A 15,479-nucleotide genomic window follows, 5' to 3' on the forward strand; every position below is an offset into this window, starting at 1 on the left:
GCTACCGGCTGGGGGCGCCGCCGATCAGGTACTCGACCCGGCGCCGCAGTCCGCTCCAGCGCCGGTCGTGCCGGTAGGCCCGCCGCATCGTCCGGGCCCGCGTCTTCGGCCTCGTCCGGTAGAAGCGCCGGGCCCACGGGGACACGGGCCGGGCCAGCCGGACCGCCGCGAACAGGGCGATCACCGGAACCACCGCCCCCAGCACGGCCATCCGGGGCTTGCCCTTGAAGAGGGCCACCACGGCCAGCAGCAGGTTGAGCACCACCGTGGACACCAGGGTCATGCGGCTCTGTTCCTCGTCCGGAGTCAGCCCGTCGACGCCGAGCGGCAGGAACCCGCAGAGCAGCAGCGAGGCGAGGGCCGTGGTCATGATGACCACCTCGACGCTGACCGTGCCCTCCTTGCTCCAGTAGACGTCGCTCAGGTGCAGGATCAGCGCGAACTCGTCGAGTACGAGACCGGTCCCCATCCCGAACAGCACCGCCGAGAGCGCGGCTCCCCAGCCCGTGCGGCCGCCCCCGATCGCCGTGAACCCGCCGACGGTCATGAGCACCACCCCGGGAACGGCGTGGTGGACGTGCAGGCCGCCGGGCGTCACGTTGCGGAAGGGACCCTTGCCCGCCCGGATCATTCGGGTGATGACCCGGGTGACGGCGAAGGTGACGACGAACGCGGACAGCGCCAGGAGCAGCGGCAGCTTGCCCGGTTCGAGGATGTTGCGGTACCACCACGCGCCCATGCCGTCACCCTCCCGGAGAAGCCACCCGACCGCATCGCGGAAGCCGCCGTTCCGGGTGTCGCGGGGGCCGCGCCGCCGCCCGCTCCTACGTCGGGATCCGGTCCGGATCCTCCTCGCGGTCCGCCTCCTCCCGGGCGGCCCGGCGGCGCAGCGCGTCCTCGTCGGTCCCGGCGTCGTACGAGATCAGCTTGGGCAGCAGCGCCGCCAGTACGGCCACCGAGGCCACGCAGGCGAGACCGCCGCTCCAGAACGCCGGCCGGGTTCCGGTCCAGCCGGCCATGGTGCCCGCCCGGACCTGGCCGAGCTGCGGGCCGACGCTGTACGAGAGCACCTCGATCCCGGCGAGCCGCCCGCGCAGTTCCTCGGGGATCGTCTGGTTCCAGATGGTGGCCCGGCCCAGCCCGCTCAGCATGTCGCCGGCGCCCGCCACCGCGAGGCACAGCAGGACGAGCCAGATCCCGGAGAACCATCCGGCGGCCGCGATCGCCAGTCCCCACGCGGCGGCGCCGAAGACCACGAGCAGCCCGTGCCGCCGCACCCGCGACACCCAGCCGCTGGTCATGCCCAGCACCAGGGAGCCCACCGCGCCGGCCGCGTACATCAGGCCCAGCGCCCACACCGCGTCGAGCTCGTCGGCGAGGAAGGGGAGGATCGCGTTGGGGAAGGCGAAGAACATCGCCGCCAGGTCCACGGCGTACGTGCCCAGCAGCACCGGCCGGCTCCACGCGTACCGCGCGCCCTCCCCGATCGCCCGCAGCGACGGCCGTACGGCGCCTCCCGCCGGCGGCGCCGGCCGCAGCCGCGCGCACAGCAGCACCGATACCAGGAAGCCCGAGACCGTGACCGCGTACGCGCAGGCGTACCCGGCCCAGGCCACGACCAGACCGGCCAGCGCGGGACCGGCGATCGCTCCGAACTGGTACCGGAGCCCGTTGAGGGCGGCAGCGGCGGACAGCTGGTCGTGCGGCACGATCCGCGCCATCAACGAGTCCAGCGCCGGCCGCTGGAGCCCGGTCAGCGCCGACACCCCGGCCGCCACCACGTACAGCGGCCACAGCAGCGGCTCCGGCAGCAGCGCGTTGACCAGCAGGAGCAGCGCCAGCAGACCGAGTCCGGCCTCGGTCAGCAGGATCAGCCGGCGCCGGTCGACCGCATCGGCCAGGGCGCCCCCGTACAGCCCGCAGACCACCAGCGGAACCAGCTCCACCGCACCCATGGCACCGACCGCCAGCGGCGAGCCGGTCAGGTGCTTGATCTGGAGCGGCAGCGCGATCATCGCCATGAACGAACCGAAGAAGGTGACGGTCCCCTGGTAGAAGAGGAGCCGGAAGTCGCGGCTGGACCGCCAGGGGGCGAGATCCGGCAGCACGGCGGTCAAACGGGAGGTACTCACGACGTGCCATCGTCCGTGTCCGGGCCCGCGCGGGCAACGCGTTTTCTCCCCGGACGGGCGAAATCGGTCACCGGCGCGTGGCAGGGCCCGTCCGCCGTGGCACCCATGGACCATGCCGACGGTGTCCCCGCTCCTGCGTACGGCCGCCTCCTACGCCTGGCGCCTGCTCGTCGTCGGCGCCGCCGTGTACGCGGTCTTCGCCGTGCTGGGCCGCTTCCACGAGATCGGCGTGGCGCTCTTCCTCGGTCTCGTCCTGACCGCGCTGCTGGGCCCGCCCACCCGCCGCCTCACGCGCTTCCTGCCGCGCTCCCTCGCCGTCGCGGCCACCCTGGCCGGTACCGCGGTGCTCGTCCTCGGCGTGTTCGCGCTGGTGGGGGAGGCGGTGGCGGGGGAGAGCACCACCTTGGCACGGGAGTTCCGCGACGGCCTCGACAGCATCGAGGAGTGGCTGGAGAGGCCGCCGTTCCGCCTGGATCCCGAGGGGCTGTCCGACGTCCAGTCCAAGATCGGCGCCTACCTCTCCAGCCACCGCTCGACCCTGCTCAGCACCGCCGTCAGCGGGGCGGGGCACGTGGTGCAGGTGCTGACGGTGCTGGCCCTCGCCGTGTTCTCCTCGGTGCTCTTCCTGCACGGCGGGGACCGGCAGTGGTCGTGGTTCTGCGCGCAGCTGCCCGAACCGGCGCGCGAGCGGGTGGGGGTCGCCGGGCGCGCGGCCTGGCGCACCTTCACCGGGTACACCCACGGGATCGTGCTGGTCGCCGCGACGAACGCGGTGCTCGTCGGGCTGGCGCTGTACTTGCTCGGGGTCCCCCTGGCCGTGCCGCTCGCGCTGCTGGAGTTCTTCGCCGCGTTCGTGCCCCTCGTCGGCTCACCGGTGGCGCTGGGCGTGGCCGCGGTGGTCGCGCTGGCGGCGAAGGGGCCGGTCGTCGCGGCCCTGGTGGTCGCGCTGATCGTGGTCATCGGCCAGATCGAGGGGCACCTGCTGCACCCGCTGGTGATGAGCCGGGCGGTACGGCTGCATCCGCTGGTGGTCGCGGTCTCCGTGGTGGCGGGGGCCATCGCCGCCGGGGTGGTCGGCGCGGTGGTAGCCGTACCGCTGGTCTCGGTGGTCTGGTCGGTCCGTACGGCCCTGCGCGCGCACGCCGCCCTCACCCCGGCCGCCCCGCCCGGGCCGGCCGGCTGACCGGGGACCGGCCCGCGCGCGCGGGGGCGGAGGACTCCCTACCGTAAGACGTGGAGGTGGTCGCGATGGCAGAGCACGCCGGCGGACCGGAGGCGCGCGAGCTGGAGGACGGCCGGCTGCTCAAGGAGCTGGAAACCATCCACCGCACGCGCCACGAGACGCTGCTGTACGGGTCGGACGACGCGCTGGCCACGCACACGCAGCGGCTCAAGGAGCTGGAGGACGAGTACGTGCGCCGTCACCCGCAGCGCACACCCACCGCTGGCCGCACCCGCTCGGGAGCCCGCGCCCGCTCGGCGGGGGAGGACTGACCGGAAAACTGGTCCGCCCCGCGAATGCGCGGGGCGGCAGTCGGCTTTTGCCCGGCGCGGCGCCCCTCAAACCCGGGCGCCACCGAAGAACGGACGCGGCGCCCCGCAGCGGGCACAGAGCTCCGTGACCACGTCCTCGCGCAGCGCGCCGTAGGAACCGTCGTCGACCACGAACGCCTCCCCGGATCCGGGGAGGCGTTCGACGTGTCCCACGGTGACGACGGGCAGCCCGAACCGGGGCACTACTGAGGCATCTTTGCATCAAGTGAGACGGCTTTGTATCATTCGAGGCGATGGGGGCTCATCAAGGTGAACGGAGAAGGCTCACCGGACGCCGCCTCCACCGCCCGGGTCCGCCCCGGGTGCCCCGCCGACCCGTGCACCACACCGAACGGAAACCCATGCGCACCCCCACGCCGGACCCGCGTCGCTGGATCGTCCTGGCGATCCTCTCCGGCAGCCTCCTGCTGATCTCGATGGACACCACGATCCTCAACGTGGCGTTCCCCTCGCTCGTCGGCGACCTCCAGCCCGGCGCCGTCCAGCAGCTGTGGATCATCGACGTCTACGCGCTCGCCCTGTCCGGACTGCTGGTCACCGCCGGCGCCCTCGGCGACCGCTGGGGCCGCAAGCGGCTGCTCATGGCGGGCTTCGGCATCTTCTCCGCGGCCTCGCTGATCGCCGTGCTCTCCACCGAGGCCTGGCACGTCATCGCGGCCCGCGCCCTGCTCGGCATCGGCGGCGCGGCCATCATGCCGTCCACCCTGTCCATCCTGCGCGGCGTCTTCACCGACGCCAAGGAGCGCGCCTTCGCCCTCGCCGTCTGGGCCGCCGTGTTCGGCGGCGGCATGGCCTTCGGCCCCGTCGTCGGCGGCCTCCTCGTCCAGGACTACGGCTGGCACTCCGCCTTCCTCCTCAACCTGCCCGTCGCCGCCGTGATCGTCGCCGCCGGACTGCGCTACCTCCCCGAATCACGCTCCCCCCGCAGCACCGGCCGCTGGGACTGGTGGGGCGTCGGCCAGTCGATCGTCGGCATGCTCGCCCTCGCGGGCGGCATCAAGCAGCTCGGCAAGAGCGGCGTCGCCGACCCGCTGCCCTGGGCCCTGCTGGTCCTCGCCGCCGTCGCGCTCACCGTGTTCGTCCGCCGCCAGCTGCGCCTGGACAACCCCCTGCTCCAGGTGCGGCTGTTCACCAAGCCCGCCTTCAGCGTCGCCGCGACCGCGATCTTCCTGCCGATGGTGGGCATGGGCGCGATCCTGTTCCTGGTCACCCAGTGGTTCCAGTACGGCCAGGGCTACACCCCGCTGGAGGCCGGACTGCGCCTGCTGCCCGCCCCCCTCGCACTGATCTGCGCCTCGATGGTGGCGCCCACGCTCATGCAGCGCTTTCCGATCCGGCACGTCCTCGGCGCCGGACTGCTCGTCCTGGCGGCCGGCATGGCCCTGCCCTGGACCGTCCAGCAGTTCACCGGCCTCGGCTACCCCGCCTTCGCGGCGGCACTGACCGTGATGGGGCTCGGCGCGGGCATCGCGACCACCGTCGCCTCCGTCACCCTGATCTCCGCCGCGCCCGCCGACGAGGTGTCCAGCGCCGCTGCCATCGAGGAGACCTGCTACGAACTGGGCTCCGCGATGGGCGTCGCCGTCCTCGGCAGCACCGCCGCCGTCCTCTACCGGGACAACCTGCCCGCGCTCGACCTCGACGGTCCCGCCGCGAGCGCGGTGCGGGACTCCGTGGGCGAGGCGGCGCACACCGCCGAGCGGCTCGGCGGCGCCGTCGGCGAGGCCCTGCTGAACACCGCCTCCCAGGCCTACACCCTGGCGATCACCCCGGCGTTCCTCATGGCCGGAGCCCTGGCCCTCGCCGCCGCGGCCACCACCTGGGCGATGATCCCCCGCGACCTGCGGCCCACCGAGGGCCACTGACCCCTCCAGCGGCGCCGGCCCGTCGACGGGCGGCACCGGCCCCGCCCCGGACCGCTCCCGACGCCGCCCTCACCGCGGCGCCGGGAGCGGTGTCGTCGGCGGACGGAACGCGGGCGCGGCGGGAGCCGGCCCCAGCGTCGTCGTCCCCGGCGCCGACCGGTGCCCGAGCCCGGTGCGGTAGGCGTCCAGCGCCGCCTCGGTCCGCCCCGTACGCCGCAGCAGATCGCCCAGCAGCCGGCACAGGTCGGCGAGGTCCCCGCCCGCCCCGCTGCGCTCCAGCAGGGCCAGCGCCCGTACGTAGTGCTCCTCGGCCGCCTCCGTCTCCCCGCGCTCCTCCGCGATCAGGCCGAGCAGCCGGTGCGCGCCGCCCGCGTGCACGCTCCCCGGCCCCGCCACCGGGCCGCCGCCCGGCTCCAGCAGCGCCGACACCAGCTCCGCCGCCTCCGCGTACCGGCCCAGCCGCCGCAGCACGTCCGCGAGCTCCACCTCCACCTGTGCCGTGTACAGGGCCGCCCGTTTGGCCGCGAGCATCTCCCGCGCCGTCCGCAGCTCCCGCTCGGCCGACTCCAGCTCCCCGTGCTGCGCCTGGACGTAGCCGCGCATCCAGTGGCAGTGCGCCAGGTCGGTCCGCAGCCGCAGCTGCCGGTAGACCGCCTGCGCCTTCGCGAGGGAGGCGTCCGCGTCGGCCACCCGTCCCTCGGCGAGGAACGTCCGCGCCACCTGCCGGTGCATGCCCGCCACCAGCGCCGGATCCCCGACCTGCGGTGCCAGCGCCAGCGCCAGCTCCGCCGCGTGGGCGGCACGGGCGTGGGCGCCCATGTCGATGTACGGCCCGATCACCGCCGAGTAGAGCAGCAGCAGCGCCTCGGGATCGGCGAGGCCCTCCGCGTTCAGCGCGTCGATCGCCGACTCCAGCAGGTAGCACGCGTACCGCAGTTCCCCCGCCAGCAGGTGGGCCACGGCCCGGCCCCGGACCGGACGGGCCCGGCGTGGCAGCGGTTCGCCGGCCAGCAGCGCCTCCGCCGCCTCGAAGCGGGCGATGGCCTGCGACAGCTCGCCCGACTCCAGCGCGCAGTCGCCGAGCCCCAGCAGCGCCTCGGCCCGCTCGTCGGCCAGCTCCAGCTCCTCCGCCTCGGCGAGCAGCCGCCGGAAGTGGGCGGCGGCCTCCTCGGCGGACCCGGTGGCCAGGGTCCGCTGGGCATCGGTCAGGGCCAGCCGCAGCTCGGTCGCCAGCCGGGCCGGACGCCCGGTGGTCAGTTCCTCGTACGAGGTGCCGAGCCGCCCGGCCAGGAAGCGCAGGGCGGTCTCGGAAGGCCGGACCTTGCCCGCCTCCAGGGTCGACACGTACGCCGGAGTGTACGAGGGCTCCGCCAACTGCCGCTGGGTCAGCCCGCGTTCGCCGCGCAGCCGCTGCACCCGGCGCCCGATCTCGGCTGGTTCGTCCATGAAAACCCCCTGCTGTGGAGCGTGTTGTGCGCGCCCAACAGTATTCAGCCGGGGCGGACCATTGCGCACGCCCCGTGCGCCACCTAATTTAAGCAACCGATTCACTCGAATTAACTCGCTTCTTAACTCCCTCTCCCGGTGGAGGACTTGATGAGACGTTCCGTCCGTCCGGCCCTGCGCGCGGCCCTCGCGGCCGCCTGCGCGAGCGCCGTCCTGCTCAGCGCCCCGCTGCCCGCGGCGGCCGCCGACCCGCCGCGGCCCGGGCGCGTCGAGGTCGAGATACCCGGGCCCGAACACGGCGGCGAGGCCGGATCGGGCCACGTGCTCGTGCCCGCGGCCGGACCGGCGAAGGCCTCCCCCCGCCCCTCCGTGCCGGCGCGGACGGCCGACGGCAAGGTCACCAAGGTGATCGACAACGGCCCCACCGCCGACCGCCTGGACGTGGTCGTCGTCGGCGACGGCTACACCGCCGACGAGCTCGCGCGGTTCCACGCCGACGCCCGGGCGAAATGGGCCGAGGTCGAGGCCGTCGAGCCCTACGCCACCTACCGCACCCTCTTCAACCTGTGGACGGTGGACGCCGTGTCCGTCCAGTCCGGGGTCTCCGGCGACCCCGACCCCGGCACGGTCCGTGACACCGCGCTCGGCAGCCGTTTCTGGTGCGAGGACATCGAGCGGCTGCTCTGCGTCGACCAGCCCAAGGTGGACGCGTACGTGGCCCGGGCGCCCGAGGCGGACCTGGTCATCGTCCTCGCCAACAGCGCCAAGTACGGCGGAGCCGGCTACAACGAGCCCAGCGCCGCCCTCGGGTACGAGGGCATCTCCACCGCCTCCGCGGGCCATCCCAAGTCCGGTCAGGTCGCCATCCACGAGACCGGCCACTCCCTCGGCAAGCTCGCCGACGAGTACTTCTACCCCGGCGTCCCCGACTACGAGAAGTACACGGGCCCCGAGCCCGCCGACCCCAACACCTCCACGCTCGACGCCGAACGGATGGCGGCCCAGCGGACCAAGTGGTACCGCTGGCTCGGCGAAACCTCCCCCGACGGCGGCACGGTCGCCGCGTACGAAGGGGCCGGCTACTACGCCACCGGACTCCGACGCCCCACCGACAACTCCCTGATGAGGGTCCTCGGCAAACCCTTCAACCTGCCCGGGGTCGAAGCGATGATCGCCGGCTTCCACCGGCACGCGAACGTCGTCACCCCGCTCACCCCCACCGACCGCACCCTGCGCCTGCGCCACACCGCGCGGGCCGCCGTACCCGCCCTGGCCGCCGCCGACGGCCGCCGGATCGAGGTCCGCTGGTACCTCGACGGCCGGGAACTGAAGCGGTTCGAGGGCCGGACCGAGGTCCGGGTCGCCGAACTGTGGCTCTTCGACCTGCGCGGGCACCGGTTGTCCGTGACGGCGCGGGACCGCACGGACTCCGTACGCGACCCCGCGATCGCGAAGACCCTGAGCTCCACCGCGACCTGGAACGTAAGCCTCTGACCCGCGCGGAGCGTCAGGCGCCGGCCGCGTACCGCCAGAAGTCGCGCATCAGGGCGGGCGGGGTCGGCCCGGACGTTTCCAGCTGGGTCAGCAGGATCGTGACGGCCCCGGTGGACGGGACGACGTGCGCGGCCGTACCCGTTCCGCCGACCCAGCCGTAGCGCCCGGGCACGTTCCACGGATCGCGCCGCTCGACGTCGACGGAGCCGCCGTACCCCCAGCCCTGGCCCTCCAGGAACAGCTCGCCGCCCGCCCGCTGGGCCGGCGTCAGATGGTCGGTGGTCATCTGCCGCACCGAGTCCGGCGAGAGCAGCACCCGCCCGTCGTCGGCCGTTCCCCCGGCGAGCAGCATCCGCCCGAAGGCGTACCAGTCATCGGCGGTGGACACCAGCCCGCCCCCGCCCGCCGGGAACGCCGGCGGACGGCTCCACTGCCCGCCGGGGGCGTCGACCAGTTCCGCCGGACCGCCCCGCGGCCCGGCGCGGTAGTAGCCCGTGAACCGGCCCAGCCGGTCCCCGGTGACCTCGAACCCGGTGTCGGCCATCCCGAGCGGACCGAAGATCCGCTCGGCCAGGAACTCCGGCAACGACCGCCCCGAGACCCGTGCGACCAGCACGCCGAGGATGTCGGAGCAGGTGTGGTAGAGCCAGGCCTCGCCCGGCTGGTGGAGCAGCGGGATCCGGGCCAGCGCCGCCATCCACTCGTCCGGCGGCGCGACGTGCTGCGGCTGGGGCGGGCCCTGCTTCAGGCCGCTGAACAGCAGGCCGACCGCGGGCAGCGAGAAGTCCGACGGGAACCCGTACCCGGCCCGGAAGGTGAGCAGGTCCTCGACGGTGATGGGGCGCACGGCCGGTACCACGTCGTCCACCGGGGACGACGGCGTGCGGACGACCACCGGCGACGCCAGCTCGGGCAGCCATCGCCGCACCGGGGCGTCCAGCGCCATCCGGCCCTCCTCGACCAGCATCATGGCCGCCGCGGCCGTCACCGGCTTGGTCAGCGAGGCGATCCGGAAGAGCGAGTCCCGTGCCATCGGGGTCCCGCCGCCGGCCTCGGCGCGGCCGGCCGCCACGCACTCGGCCCGGCCGTCCCGGGCCACCAGCGCCACCGCGCCCGGCAGCACTCCGCCGCCGGTGTGCGCCTCCAGCACCTCGCGCAGTCCCGTCATCGGATCACCTTCCGTCGGAGTCGTGGAACGCGGGCAGGGAATCCCACAGGGCGCAGTGGTGTGCGGCCGTCGCGTCCACCGGCCGGATGCCGCCCGGGCCCGGAGCCAGGGACAGCACGGACGCGGGCCCGGGGGAGGAGACGGAGGGGAGGCGGGGCCACCGGGGGCCGGAGGAAGCCCCGTTCGGCGATCCGGTGCGGGCGAAGCGGGTCCAGTACTCCGCCATCCGCTCGGAGAGGGCCTGTTGGGGCGGGGCCAGGGGCACGATCCCGAAGAGGTAGGGGAGTTCGAAGCCGTGGGCCGCGCCGTAGGGGAAACCCACGGGCTCCGGCAGTCCCAGGAAGTTCGGGGCGTCACGGTCGTCGAACCGGTAGCCGTACGTGGGCACGTGACGGGCCAGCGCCCGGCCGTCGCGCAGCGCGGGGCAGGTGAACGAGGCGTCGGAGAGCGCGGCGGCCCACGCCAGCGCGGCCGTCGGGTACCGGGCCGCCGGGTACGCCGCCCCGACGGCCGGGGCCGACGGCCCGAAGGAGGCCAGGAGCCGCTCCCGGTAGGTCCGTTCATCGGCCACCGGATGAGCCGCCAGGGTCTGCGCGAGGAAGAGCCGCATCTCGTCGAGGTTCGTGCCCTGTACCACCGGTACCCGGTGGAAGCGCCCCGACTCCAGGGCCCGCCGCGGAGCCTCGGGCAGCGTCCGGTTCCCGTAGGAGAGCAGGGAGAACCGCTCCATCAGCCCGGGCGTCGCCAGCCGGGCCGGTGCCAGGCCGCGCAGGCAGTCGAGGACGGCGTCCGGCGGCCGGGCCCCGCACCCCAGCGCGTCCGCCGCCGCGACACCCGCCGCGACCGTGCGCGCTTCCGGGACGAAGGGCTCGTAGGTGCCGAGTGTCGGCAGCAGCGCGTACGGGGGCATCGTCGTCGAGCAGGACCCGCTCTGCGCGATCGCCCGCCGGAACAGCCCGGCCGAGGCGGGCGAGACGAGGTGCGCGCAGACGCCGAGACCGCCCGCCGACTCCCCGAACACGGTGACCCGGTCCGGGTCGCCGCCGAAGCGGCCCGCGTTCGCCCGGACCCAGCGCAGGGCGGCCTGCTGGTCGGCGAGCGCGAAGTTCGGGGCGCCGCCGAGGGCGGGATGCCCGAACAGGCCGAAGACGCCGAGCCGGTAGTTGACCGTGACGACCACCGCGCCGCCCCGTACCGTCAGCGGACCGGGCCGGTACGCGGCACCCGCGCCGTTCTGGAAGCCGCCCCCGTGGAACCACACCATGACCGGCCGGTCCCGCCCGGCCCGCGCGGGGCCCGCCGGGGCGGTCACGTTCAGGAACAGGCAGTCCTCCGACCCGGTCGGCACCGGCGGCCGCAGGGGCGGGAGTTGCACGCACACCGGGCCCGGCGCCCCGGCGTCGAGCACGTCCGCCCTGTGCGGCGCGGGCCGCGGCGGCCGCCAGCGCAGCGGGCCGGTCGGCGGAGCGGCGTACGGGATCCCCTCGAAGGTGTCGTACGAGCCGTGCGCGCGCCCTCGTACGGGGCCCTCGGCGGTCTCCACGACGGGGTGCTCCGCGCCCCCGCCCCGGGCGGTGGCGGGTCCGGCCGCGGCGGCGCCGAGCAGGAGCGTGGCGGCGAGCAGCGCGGCGGGCAGCCCGCGGCGCTGCGCCGCGGCCGGCCGGCGGGCCAGGGGTGGCCGGAGGGCCCCGGGCGGTCGGACGGTTCCGGGCTGCGGCATGGCCGGCCCCCTTCTGAGCGAGTGCCCCGGCCCACTGTGGCGCGGCCGCCGCCCCCGGGCCCGCGTCACGGGCGGCGTGTCCGGCCCGGCCCCGGCGGCCCCCCCGTTTGCCCGCCCCGAATGGCGCAGTGCGGGGACGTCCGGCTGAATGTAACAAAGCGTGCGATTCCCATGACGCACGATGACCGGCGCGCGATGTGTAGACCCGCGTGTCGGCGAACGGAGCTTTCCATGAATGACCCCAGCACCCTCGCGACCACGGCTCACGACGACCGCGACGGGCCTCCCCCCACCCCGGACCCGACCACCGGACCCCCCATCGCGGCCGCCCCGGCCGCCCCCGCCCCGCCGGTCACCCCGGCCGCGCCGACCGACCCCGTCCCCCCGGCCGCCCCTGCCGTCCAGGTCACGCCGACGCCGGAGGCCGGGGCGACCGCCACGGCCGTCCCGACGGCCCAGCCCGCACCGGGCGGTGGTCCCGAGGCCCCGGCCCAGGATCCCCACTCCGAGCCCATACGCACCCTGCTGGAGACGGCGGCCACCTGCCGCCCCGTCGAAGAGGTCACCGCGCTGGTGAGCCTCCTCAAGCAGACCGGCCAGCTCCCCGACCGCGGACACGAGGCGCTCCGTGCGGCCGCCGTGTCCCGCCCCGTCCACGAGGTCCGGCACATGGTCGCCCTGCTCGGCGAGCACCCCCACGAGGAGGGCGAGGCCGACGTCACCCTGCGTGCGGCGGCCGTCGGCCGGTCCATCGAGGACGTGGCCCTGCTCGTGAGCATCCTCGGACCCGACGGGACCCCCCGGACGGACCGCGCGCAGGCACCGGCCCCACCGCCGCCCGCCCCCGCGGCGGAGCGGGCATGGGGGGACCCGGTGAAGAGGGAACGCGACCCGGGCCGCGGGGCCCCGCGCCCGGCACCGGCCCGGAACCCGGTCCGGCCCCAGGGGCCGCTGCGCCACCTGCTGCGCTGGCCGACCGCCGCCGTACTGCTGCTCTGCGGGGTGGTGCACCTCCCGGGCGACCTGGCGCTGCGCCCCGCACCGGGGCCCGGCGACCTGCCGGCCCTCGCGGTCGCCCTGCTCTGCCTGGGCCTCGGTGCCCTGCTGGCGGTGCGGGACACCGCCCTGGTGTGGCGGGCCGCGGCGGTGACCGCGCTCGCCGTGGTCGCGCTGCACGTGGTCGGGGGCGTCGTCTTCTACGACCCCCTGGACGGCGCGCTCGGCGGTCCGCACGCATGGGCCGGGATCACGACGGTCCTGTGCGCCGGAGCCGCGGCGCTCCTCGCCGGGGTCGCCCTGAAGTACCCGCCGGACCGCACCCGCGCCGGCGGCGGTGCCTGACCGGACACCGACGGCAGGGCCCCGGCCGCGTGCGCACGCGGCCGGGGCCCTGCCCGTTCCGGGGCACCGGCTCACTGCGCGAGCAGGTTCACCGCCCCCGTGAACACCCGCGGCAGACGGGCCGCCGCGGGGACGATCCGGCCCGCCAGCGGCGCCCGGCGCCGGGCCCACAGCAGTGACCCGGTGAGGGTGCGGTAGCCGAACGACAGCCGCCGCCAGGCCCGTTCGTACTCCTGCGGCCGGCCCGCGCACACGCACCGCACGAGCTCCCGCGCCGCCGCCACCGCCAGCGTGAGCCCCTCACCGGTCAGCGCGTCGACGTACCCGGCGGCGTCCCCCACGAGCAGGACCCGCCCCGCCACCCGCGTCCGGGCCGCCTGGCGCAGCGGACCCGCCCCGCGCACCGGACCGGTGGGCCCGGCCGGCAGCCGGCCGGCCAGCTGCGGGAAGCGGGCCAGCTGGACGTCGTACGGGCCCTGCTCCGAGGTCAGCACCGCCACGCCGATCCGGTCGGGCCCGAGCGGGGTCACGTAGGCCTCCGACCCCTGCGACCAGTACACCTCGACCAGGTCGCTCCACGGCGGCACGGCGTAGTGCCGGCGCAGCCCGTAGCGCACGGGCCGGCCCGGTGCGGCCGGCACGCCCAGGTCCAGCGCCCGGCGTACCGGGGAGTGGAGCCCGTCGGCGGCCACGAGGTAGCGGGCCGTGAGCCCGGCCGCGCGCACCGAGCCGCCGTCCTGGCGGACCTCCCCGACGCGCCCCGCCACGGTCCGGACGCCGAGCGCCGCGGCCCGCGCGGCCAGGGCTTCCTGGAGCTCGGTACGCCGCGTGCCGCGCCCGGGGCCGGAGCGGAACAGCCCCTGCGCCCGCAGCCCCGTCACGGCGTCGACGTACCCGATCCCGTGGAACGGCCGCCCGCCCACCGCCACGCCCAGTTCCTCGAAGCGGCGTACGGCGCCGGGCATCAGCCCCTCCCCGCAGGCCTTGTCGACGGGGGTGGGACGCGGCTCGACGACCACGGCCTCCAGCCCGGCCAACGCCCCGTGGATCGCGGTCGCCAGTCCGGCGGGGCCGCCGCCCGCGACGAGCAGGTCGATCACCGGGCGGCGCCCACGAGCCGCGCGGCCCGGCCGGCATCCGACAGCGCCGTGTCCTCGCAGCGGATCCGCACCCGCAGCAGCAGGGCGTTGGCGGCGGTGAACCCGGCCGCCGTCAGCCACGCCGAGTGCACCAGCGGCAGCGCGAGCCCCTCCACGACCACCGCCACGTAGTTGGGGTGGCGCAGGAGCCGGTACGGCCCCGAGGCCACCAGCGGCAGCTCCGGCACCACGATCACCCGGGTGTTCCAGCGCGGTCCCAGCGTGGTGACGCACCACCAGCGCAGCCCCTGCGCGGCCAGGACCACGGCCAGCGCCGTCCAGCCCAGGGCGGGGAGGAACGGCCGGTGCGCCGCCCACGGCTCCACCGCGCAGCCCACCAGCAGGGCCGTGTGCAGGGCCACCATGGCCGGGTAGTGGCCGCGCCCGTACTCCCGGCCGCCGCGCTCCCGGCTCCATGTGGCGTTGCGGCGGGCGGTGACGAGCTCGGCGAGCCGCTCGGCGGCGACGAGCGCGAGCAGGATCAGATAGGCGGTGTACGCAGTCGGCATCAGGACCTCACCAGCGGAGCAGGACGAGTTCGGAGGCGAAGCCCGGCCCGAAGGCCAGCATCAGGCCGACGGATCCGGGAGCGGGCGGCCCGGCGGCCTGGACGTCGCCGAGGATGTGCAGCACGGACGCGGAGGAGAGGTTGCCGACGGCCGCCAGGGACCGGCGGCTCGCCGCGAAGGCGCGCTCCGGCAGTCCGAGGGCCCCGCTCAGGACGTCGAGGATCTTCGGGCCGCCCGGGTGGCAGATCCAGGCGTCGACGTCCGCGGCCTTGAGGTCGTGGGCGGCGAGGAAGGACTCGATCTCCTCCGCCACGTGCAGCCGCACCAGCTCGGGGAGTTCGCGGCCCAGCACCATGCGGAAGCCCCAGTCGCCGATGTCCCAGCCGAGCAGGTGCTCGGTGCCGGGGTAGAGGCGGCTGCGGGAGGCGACGACCGTGGGCCCGGGCTCGCTCTCGTACAGGGGGTGGCCGCGGCCCACCGCGACGAGGGCCCCCGCGCCGTCCCCGAAGAGCCCGCCGGCGACCAGGTTCGCCATCGAGGTGTCGGTGGGCTGGAGGGTGAGCGAGCACAGCTCCGTCGACAGCAGCAGGGCGGTGTCGCCGGGGTGGCCGGTCAGGTGGTCGTGCAGCCGTCCGAGCCCGGCGGCGCCCGCCGCGCAGCCGAGGCCGAAGAGCGGCACCCGCCGTACGTCGGGCCGCAGCCCGGCGCGGGCGGCGAGACGGGCCTCCAGGGAGGGGGTCGCGAGTCCCGTCACGGTGGTCGACATGACCAGGTCCACGTCCCCGCCGTGGAGCGTGCTCCGGGCGAGGACACGGGCGACGGCCAGGGCGCCGAGGTCCAGGGCGGTGCGCAGGAAGAGGGCGTTGGTCTCCCCGAAGGAAAGGTCCGGACCGTAGCGTTCCAGCGGGAGCGCGAGATGGCGGGAGCAGACCCGCACCGAAGCGTGGACCCGGCGCAGCAGTCCGGCGTCCGAGCCCTGCGGGAGGAAGCGGACGAGCGCCTCCGTGATCTGGGACTGCCGGTAGAGGTGGGGCGGGAACACGCTGCTCACTGCCAGGACACGTGTCATTGGCCCAACATAGGGAACAACTGACGCCGCATCACGAATGAC

Annotated in this window: 14 protein-coding genes; 5 read left to right on the forward strand and 9 right to left on the reverse strand. The window is 75.4% G+C overall.

Annotated features, from left to right (window positions below; all coding sequences use genetic code 11):
- Position 1 precedes the first annotated feature (1 nt).
- Together AC07B0_RS00620 and AC07B0_RS00625 are read right to left on the reverse strand one after the other, a co-directional pair.
- Positions 2 to 739: a hypothetical protein gene (locus AC07B0_RS00620; RefSeq protein WP_356871943.1), complete on the reverse strand. Its 738-nt coding sequence runs from the start codon at positions 737 to 739 to the stop codon at positions 2 to 4.
- A gap of 85 nt (positions 740 to 824) precedes the next feature.
- Positions 825 to 2,117: an MFS transporter gene (locus tag AC07B0_RS00625; protein ID WP_478896685.1), complete on the reverse strand. Its 1,293-nt coding sequence runs from the start codon at positions 2,115 to 2,117 to the stop codon at positions 825 to 827.
- A 127-nt stretch (positions 2,118 to 2,244) separates the two neighbouring features.
- On the opposite strand from AC07B0_RS00625, the gene AC07B0_RS00630 reads away from it, so the two are divergent.
- Entirely contained in the window at positions 2,245 to 3,315 is a 1,071-nt protein-coding gene (locus AC07B0_RS00630; protein WP_478896012.1) for an AI-2E family transporter, read from the forward strand.
- A gap of 65 nt (positions 3,316 to 3,380) precedes the next feature.
- The gene (locus AC07B0_RS00635) at positions 3,381 to 3,626 is read left to right on the forward strand and encodes a DUF6158 family protein (protein ID WP_356871937.1); all 246 of its coding nucleotides are present in this window, start codon (positions 3,381 to 3,383) and stop codon (positions 3,624 to 3,626) included.
- 66 nt (positions 3,627 to 3,692) lie between these two features.
- On the opposite strand, the gene AC07B0_RS00640 is transcribed toward AC07B0_RS00635, so the two are convergent.
- Complete coding sequence (locus tag AC07B0_RS00640) at positions 3,693 to 3,869, reverse strand: hypothetical protein (protein ID WP_478896014.1); 177 nt, start codon at positions 3,867 to 3,869, stop codon at positions 3,693 to 3,695.
- Positions 3,870 to 4,027: 158 nt separating this feature from the next.
- Between AC07B0_RS00640 and AC07B0_RS00645 the strand changes: the two genes are divergently transcribed.
- Positions 4,028 to 5,551: an MFS transporter gene (locus AC07B0_RS00645; RefSeq protein ID WP_478896016.1), complete on the forward strand. Its 1,524-nt coding sequence runs from the start codon at positions 4,028 to 4,030 to the stop codon at positions 5,549 to 5,551.
- Positions 5,552 to 5,620: 69 nt separating this feature from the next.
- Here AC07B0_RS00645 and AC07B0_RS00650 read toward each other — a convergent pair whose 3' ends face one another.
- Positions 5,621 to 6,997: a helix-turn-helix domain-containing protein gene (locus tag AC07B0_RS00650; RefSeq protein ID WP_467291932.1), complete on the reverse strand. Its 1,377-nt coding sequence runs from the start codon at positions 6,995 to 6,997 to the stop codon at positions 5,621 to 5,623.
- Between the two features lie 150 nt (positions 6,998 to 7,147).
- On the opposite strand from AC07B0_RS00650, the gene AC07B0_RS00655 reads away from it, so the two are divergent.
- On the forward strand, positions 7,148 to 8,491 hold the full coding sequence (locus tag AC07B0_RS00655; protein WP_478896017.1) for a M64 family metallopeptidase: 1,344 nt from the start codon (positions 7,148 to 7,150) through the stop codon (positions 8,489 to 8,491).
- A gap of 13 nt (positions 8,492 to 8,504) precedes the next feature.
- Here AC07B0_RS00655 and AC07B0_RS00660 read toward each other — a convergent pair whose 3' ends face one another.
- The gene (locus tag AC07B0_RS00660) at positions 8,505 to 9,659 is read right to left on the reverse strand and encodes a serine hydrolase domain-containing protein (RefSeq protein WP_469384273.1); all 1,155 of its coding nucleotides are present in this window, start codon (positions 9,657 to 9,659) and stop codon (positions 8,505 to 8,507) included.
- 4 nt (positions 9,660 to 9,663) lie between these two features.
- On the reverse strand, positions 9,664 to 11,379 hold the full coding sequence (locus tag AC07B0_RS00665) for a carboxylesterase/lipase family protein (protein WP_478896019.1): 1,716 nt from the start codon (positions 11,377 to 11,379) through the stop codon (positions 9,664 to 9,666).
- A gap of 231 nt (positions 11,380 to 11,610) precedes the next feature.
- Between AC07B0_RS00665 and AC07B0_RS00670 the strand changes: the two genes are divergently transcribed.
- Positions 11,611 to 12,720 (forward strand): hypothetical protein, encoded by a 1,110-nt coding sequence (locus tag AC07B0_RS00670; RefSeq protein ID WP_469384269.1) that lies wholly within the window; start codon positions 11,611 to 11,613, stop codon positions 12,718 to 12,720.
- A 71-nt stretch (positions 12,721 to 12,791) separates the two neighbouring features.
- Here the strand turns inward: AC07B0_RS00670 and AC07B0_RS00675 are convergent, their stop codons facing one another.
- Genes AC07B0_RS00675 through AC07B0_RS00685 form a run of 3 tightly spaced genes read right to left on the reverse strand, consistent with a single transcriptional unit; the run spans position 12,792 to position 15,437 of the window.
- Positions 12,792 to 13,820, reverse strand: coding sequence for an NAD(P)/FAD-dependent oxidoreductase (locus tag AC07B0_RS00675; protein ID WP_356871921.1), 1,029 nt, complete (start codon positions 13,818 to 13,820; stop codon positions 12,792 to 12,794).
- Positions 13,817 to 14,368 carry an isoprenylcysteine carboxyl methyltransferase family protein gene (locus AC07B0_RS00680; protein ID WP_356871919.1) on the reverse strand — a complete coding sequence of 184 codons (552 nt, stop codon included), beginning with the start codon at positions 14,366 to 14,368 and terminating at the stop codon, positions 13,817 to 13,819. The genes AC07B0_RS00675 and AC07B0_RS00680 overlap by 4 nt, the downstream gene beginning before the upstream one ends.
- A gap of 7 nt (positions 14,369 to 14,375) precedes the next feature.
- Positions 14,376 to 15,437: a type III polyketide synthase gene (locus AC07B0_RS00685; RefSeq protein WP_478896022.1), complete on the reverse strand. Its 1,062-nt coding sequence runs from the start codon at positions 15,435 to 15,437 to the stop codon at positions 14,376 to 14,378.
- Between the last annotated feature and the right edge of the window lie 42 nt (positions 15,438 to 15,479).

It is taken from the genome of Streptomyces sp. NPDC044704 (assembly GCF_056433525.1).

Excerpts from the sequence above, each read along its gene's own strand:
- AC07B0_RS00685 (WP_478896022.1), bottom strand. The coding sequence starts at position 15,437 with ATGACACGTGTCCTGGCAGTGAGCAGCGTGTTCCCGCCCCACCTCTAC.
- AC07B0_RS00660 (WP_469384273.1), bottom strand. The coding sequence starts at position 9,659 with ATGACGGGACTGCGCGAGGTGCTGGAGGCGCACACCGGCGGCGGAGTG.
- AC07B0_RS00665 (WP_478896019.1), bottom strand. The coding sequence starts at position 11,379 with ATGCCGCAGCCCGGAACCGTCCGACCGCCCGGGGCCCTCCGGCCACCC.
- AC07B0_RS00670 (WP_469384269.1), top strand. The coding sequence starts at position 11,611 with ATGAATGACCCCAGCACCCTCGCGACCACGGCTCACGACGACCGCGAC.
- AC07B0_RS00630 (WP_478896012.1), top strand. The coding sequence starts at position 2,245 with ATGCCGACGGTGTCCCCGCTCCTGCGTACGGCCGCCTCCTACGCCTGG.
- AC07B0_RS00655 (WP_478896017.1), top strand. The coding sequence starts at position 7,148 with ATGAGACGTTCCGTCCGTCCGGCCCTGCGCGCGGCCCTCGCGGCCGCC.
- AC07B0_RS00680 (WP_356871919.1), bottom strand. The coding sequence starts at position 14,368 with ATGCCGACTGCGTACACCGCCTATCTGATCCTGCTCGCGCTCGTCGCC.
- AC07B0_RS00645 (WP_478896016.1), top strand. The coding sequence starts at position 4,028 with ATGCGCACCCCCACGCCGGACCCGCGTCGCTGGATCGTCCTGGCGATC.
- AC07B0_RS00620 (WP_356871943.1), bottom strand. The coding sequence starts at position 739 with ATGGGCGCGTGGTGGTACCGCAACATCCTCGAACCGGGCAAGCTGCCG.
- AC07B0_RS00650 (WP_467291932.1), bottom strand. The coding sequence starts at position 6,997 with ATGGACGAACCAGCCGAGATCGGGCGCCGGGTGCAGCGGCTGCGCGGC.
- AC07B0_RS00635 (WP_356871937.1), top strand. The coding sequence starts at position 3,381 with ATGGCAGAGCACGCCGGCGGACCGGAGGCGCGCGAGCTGGAGGACGGC.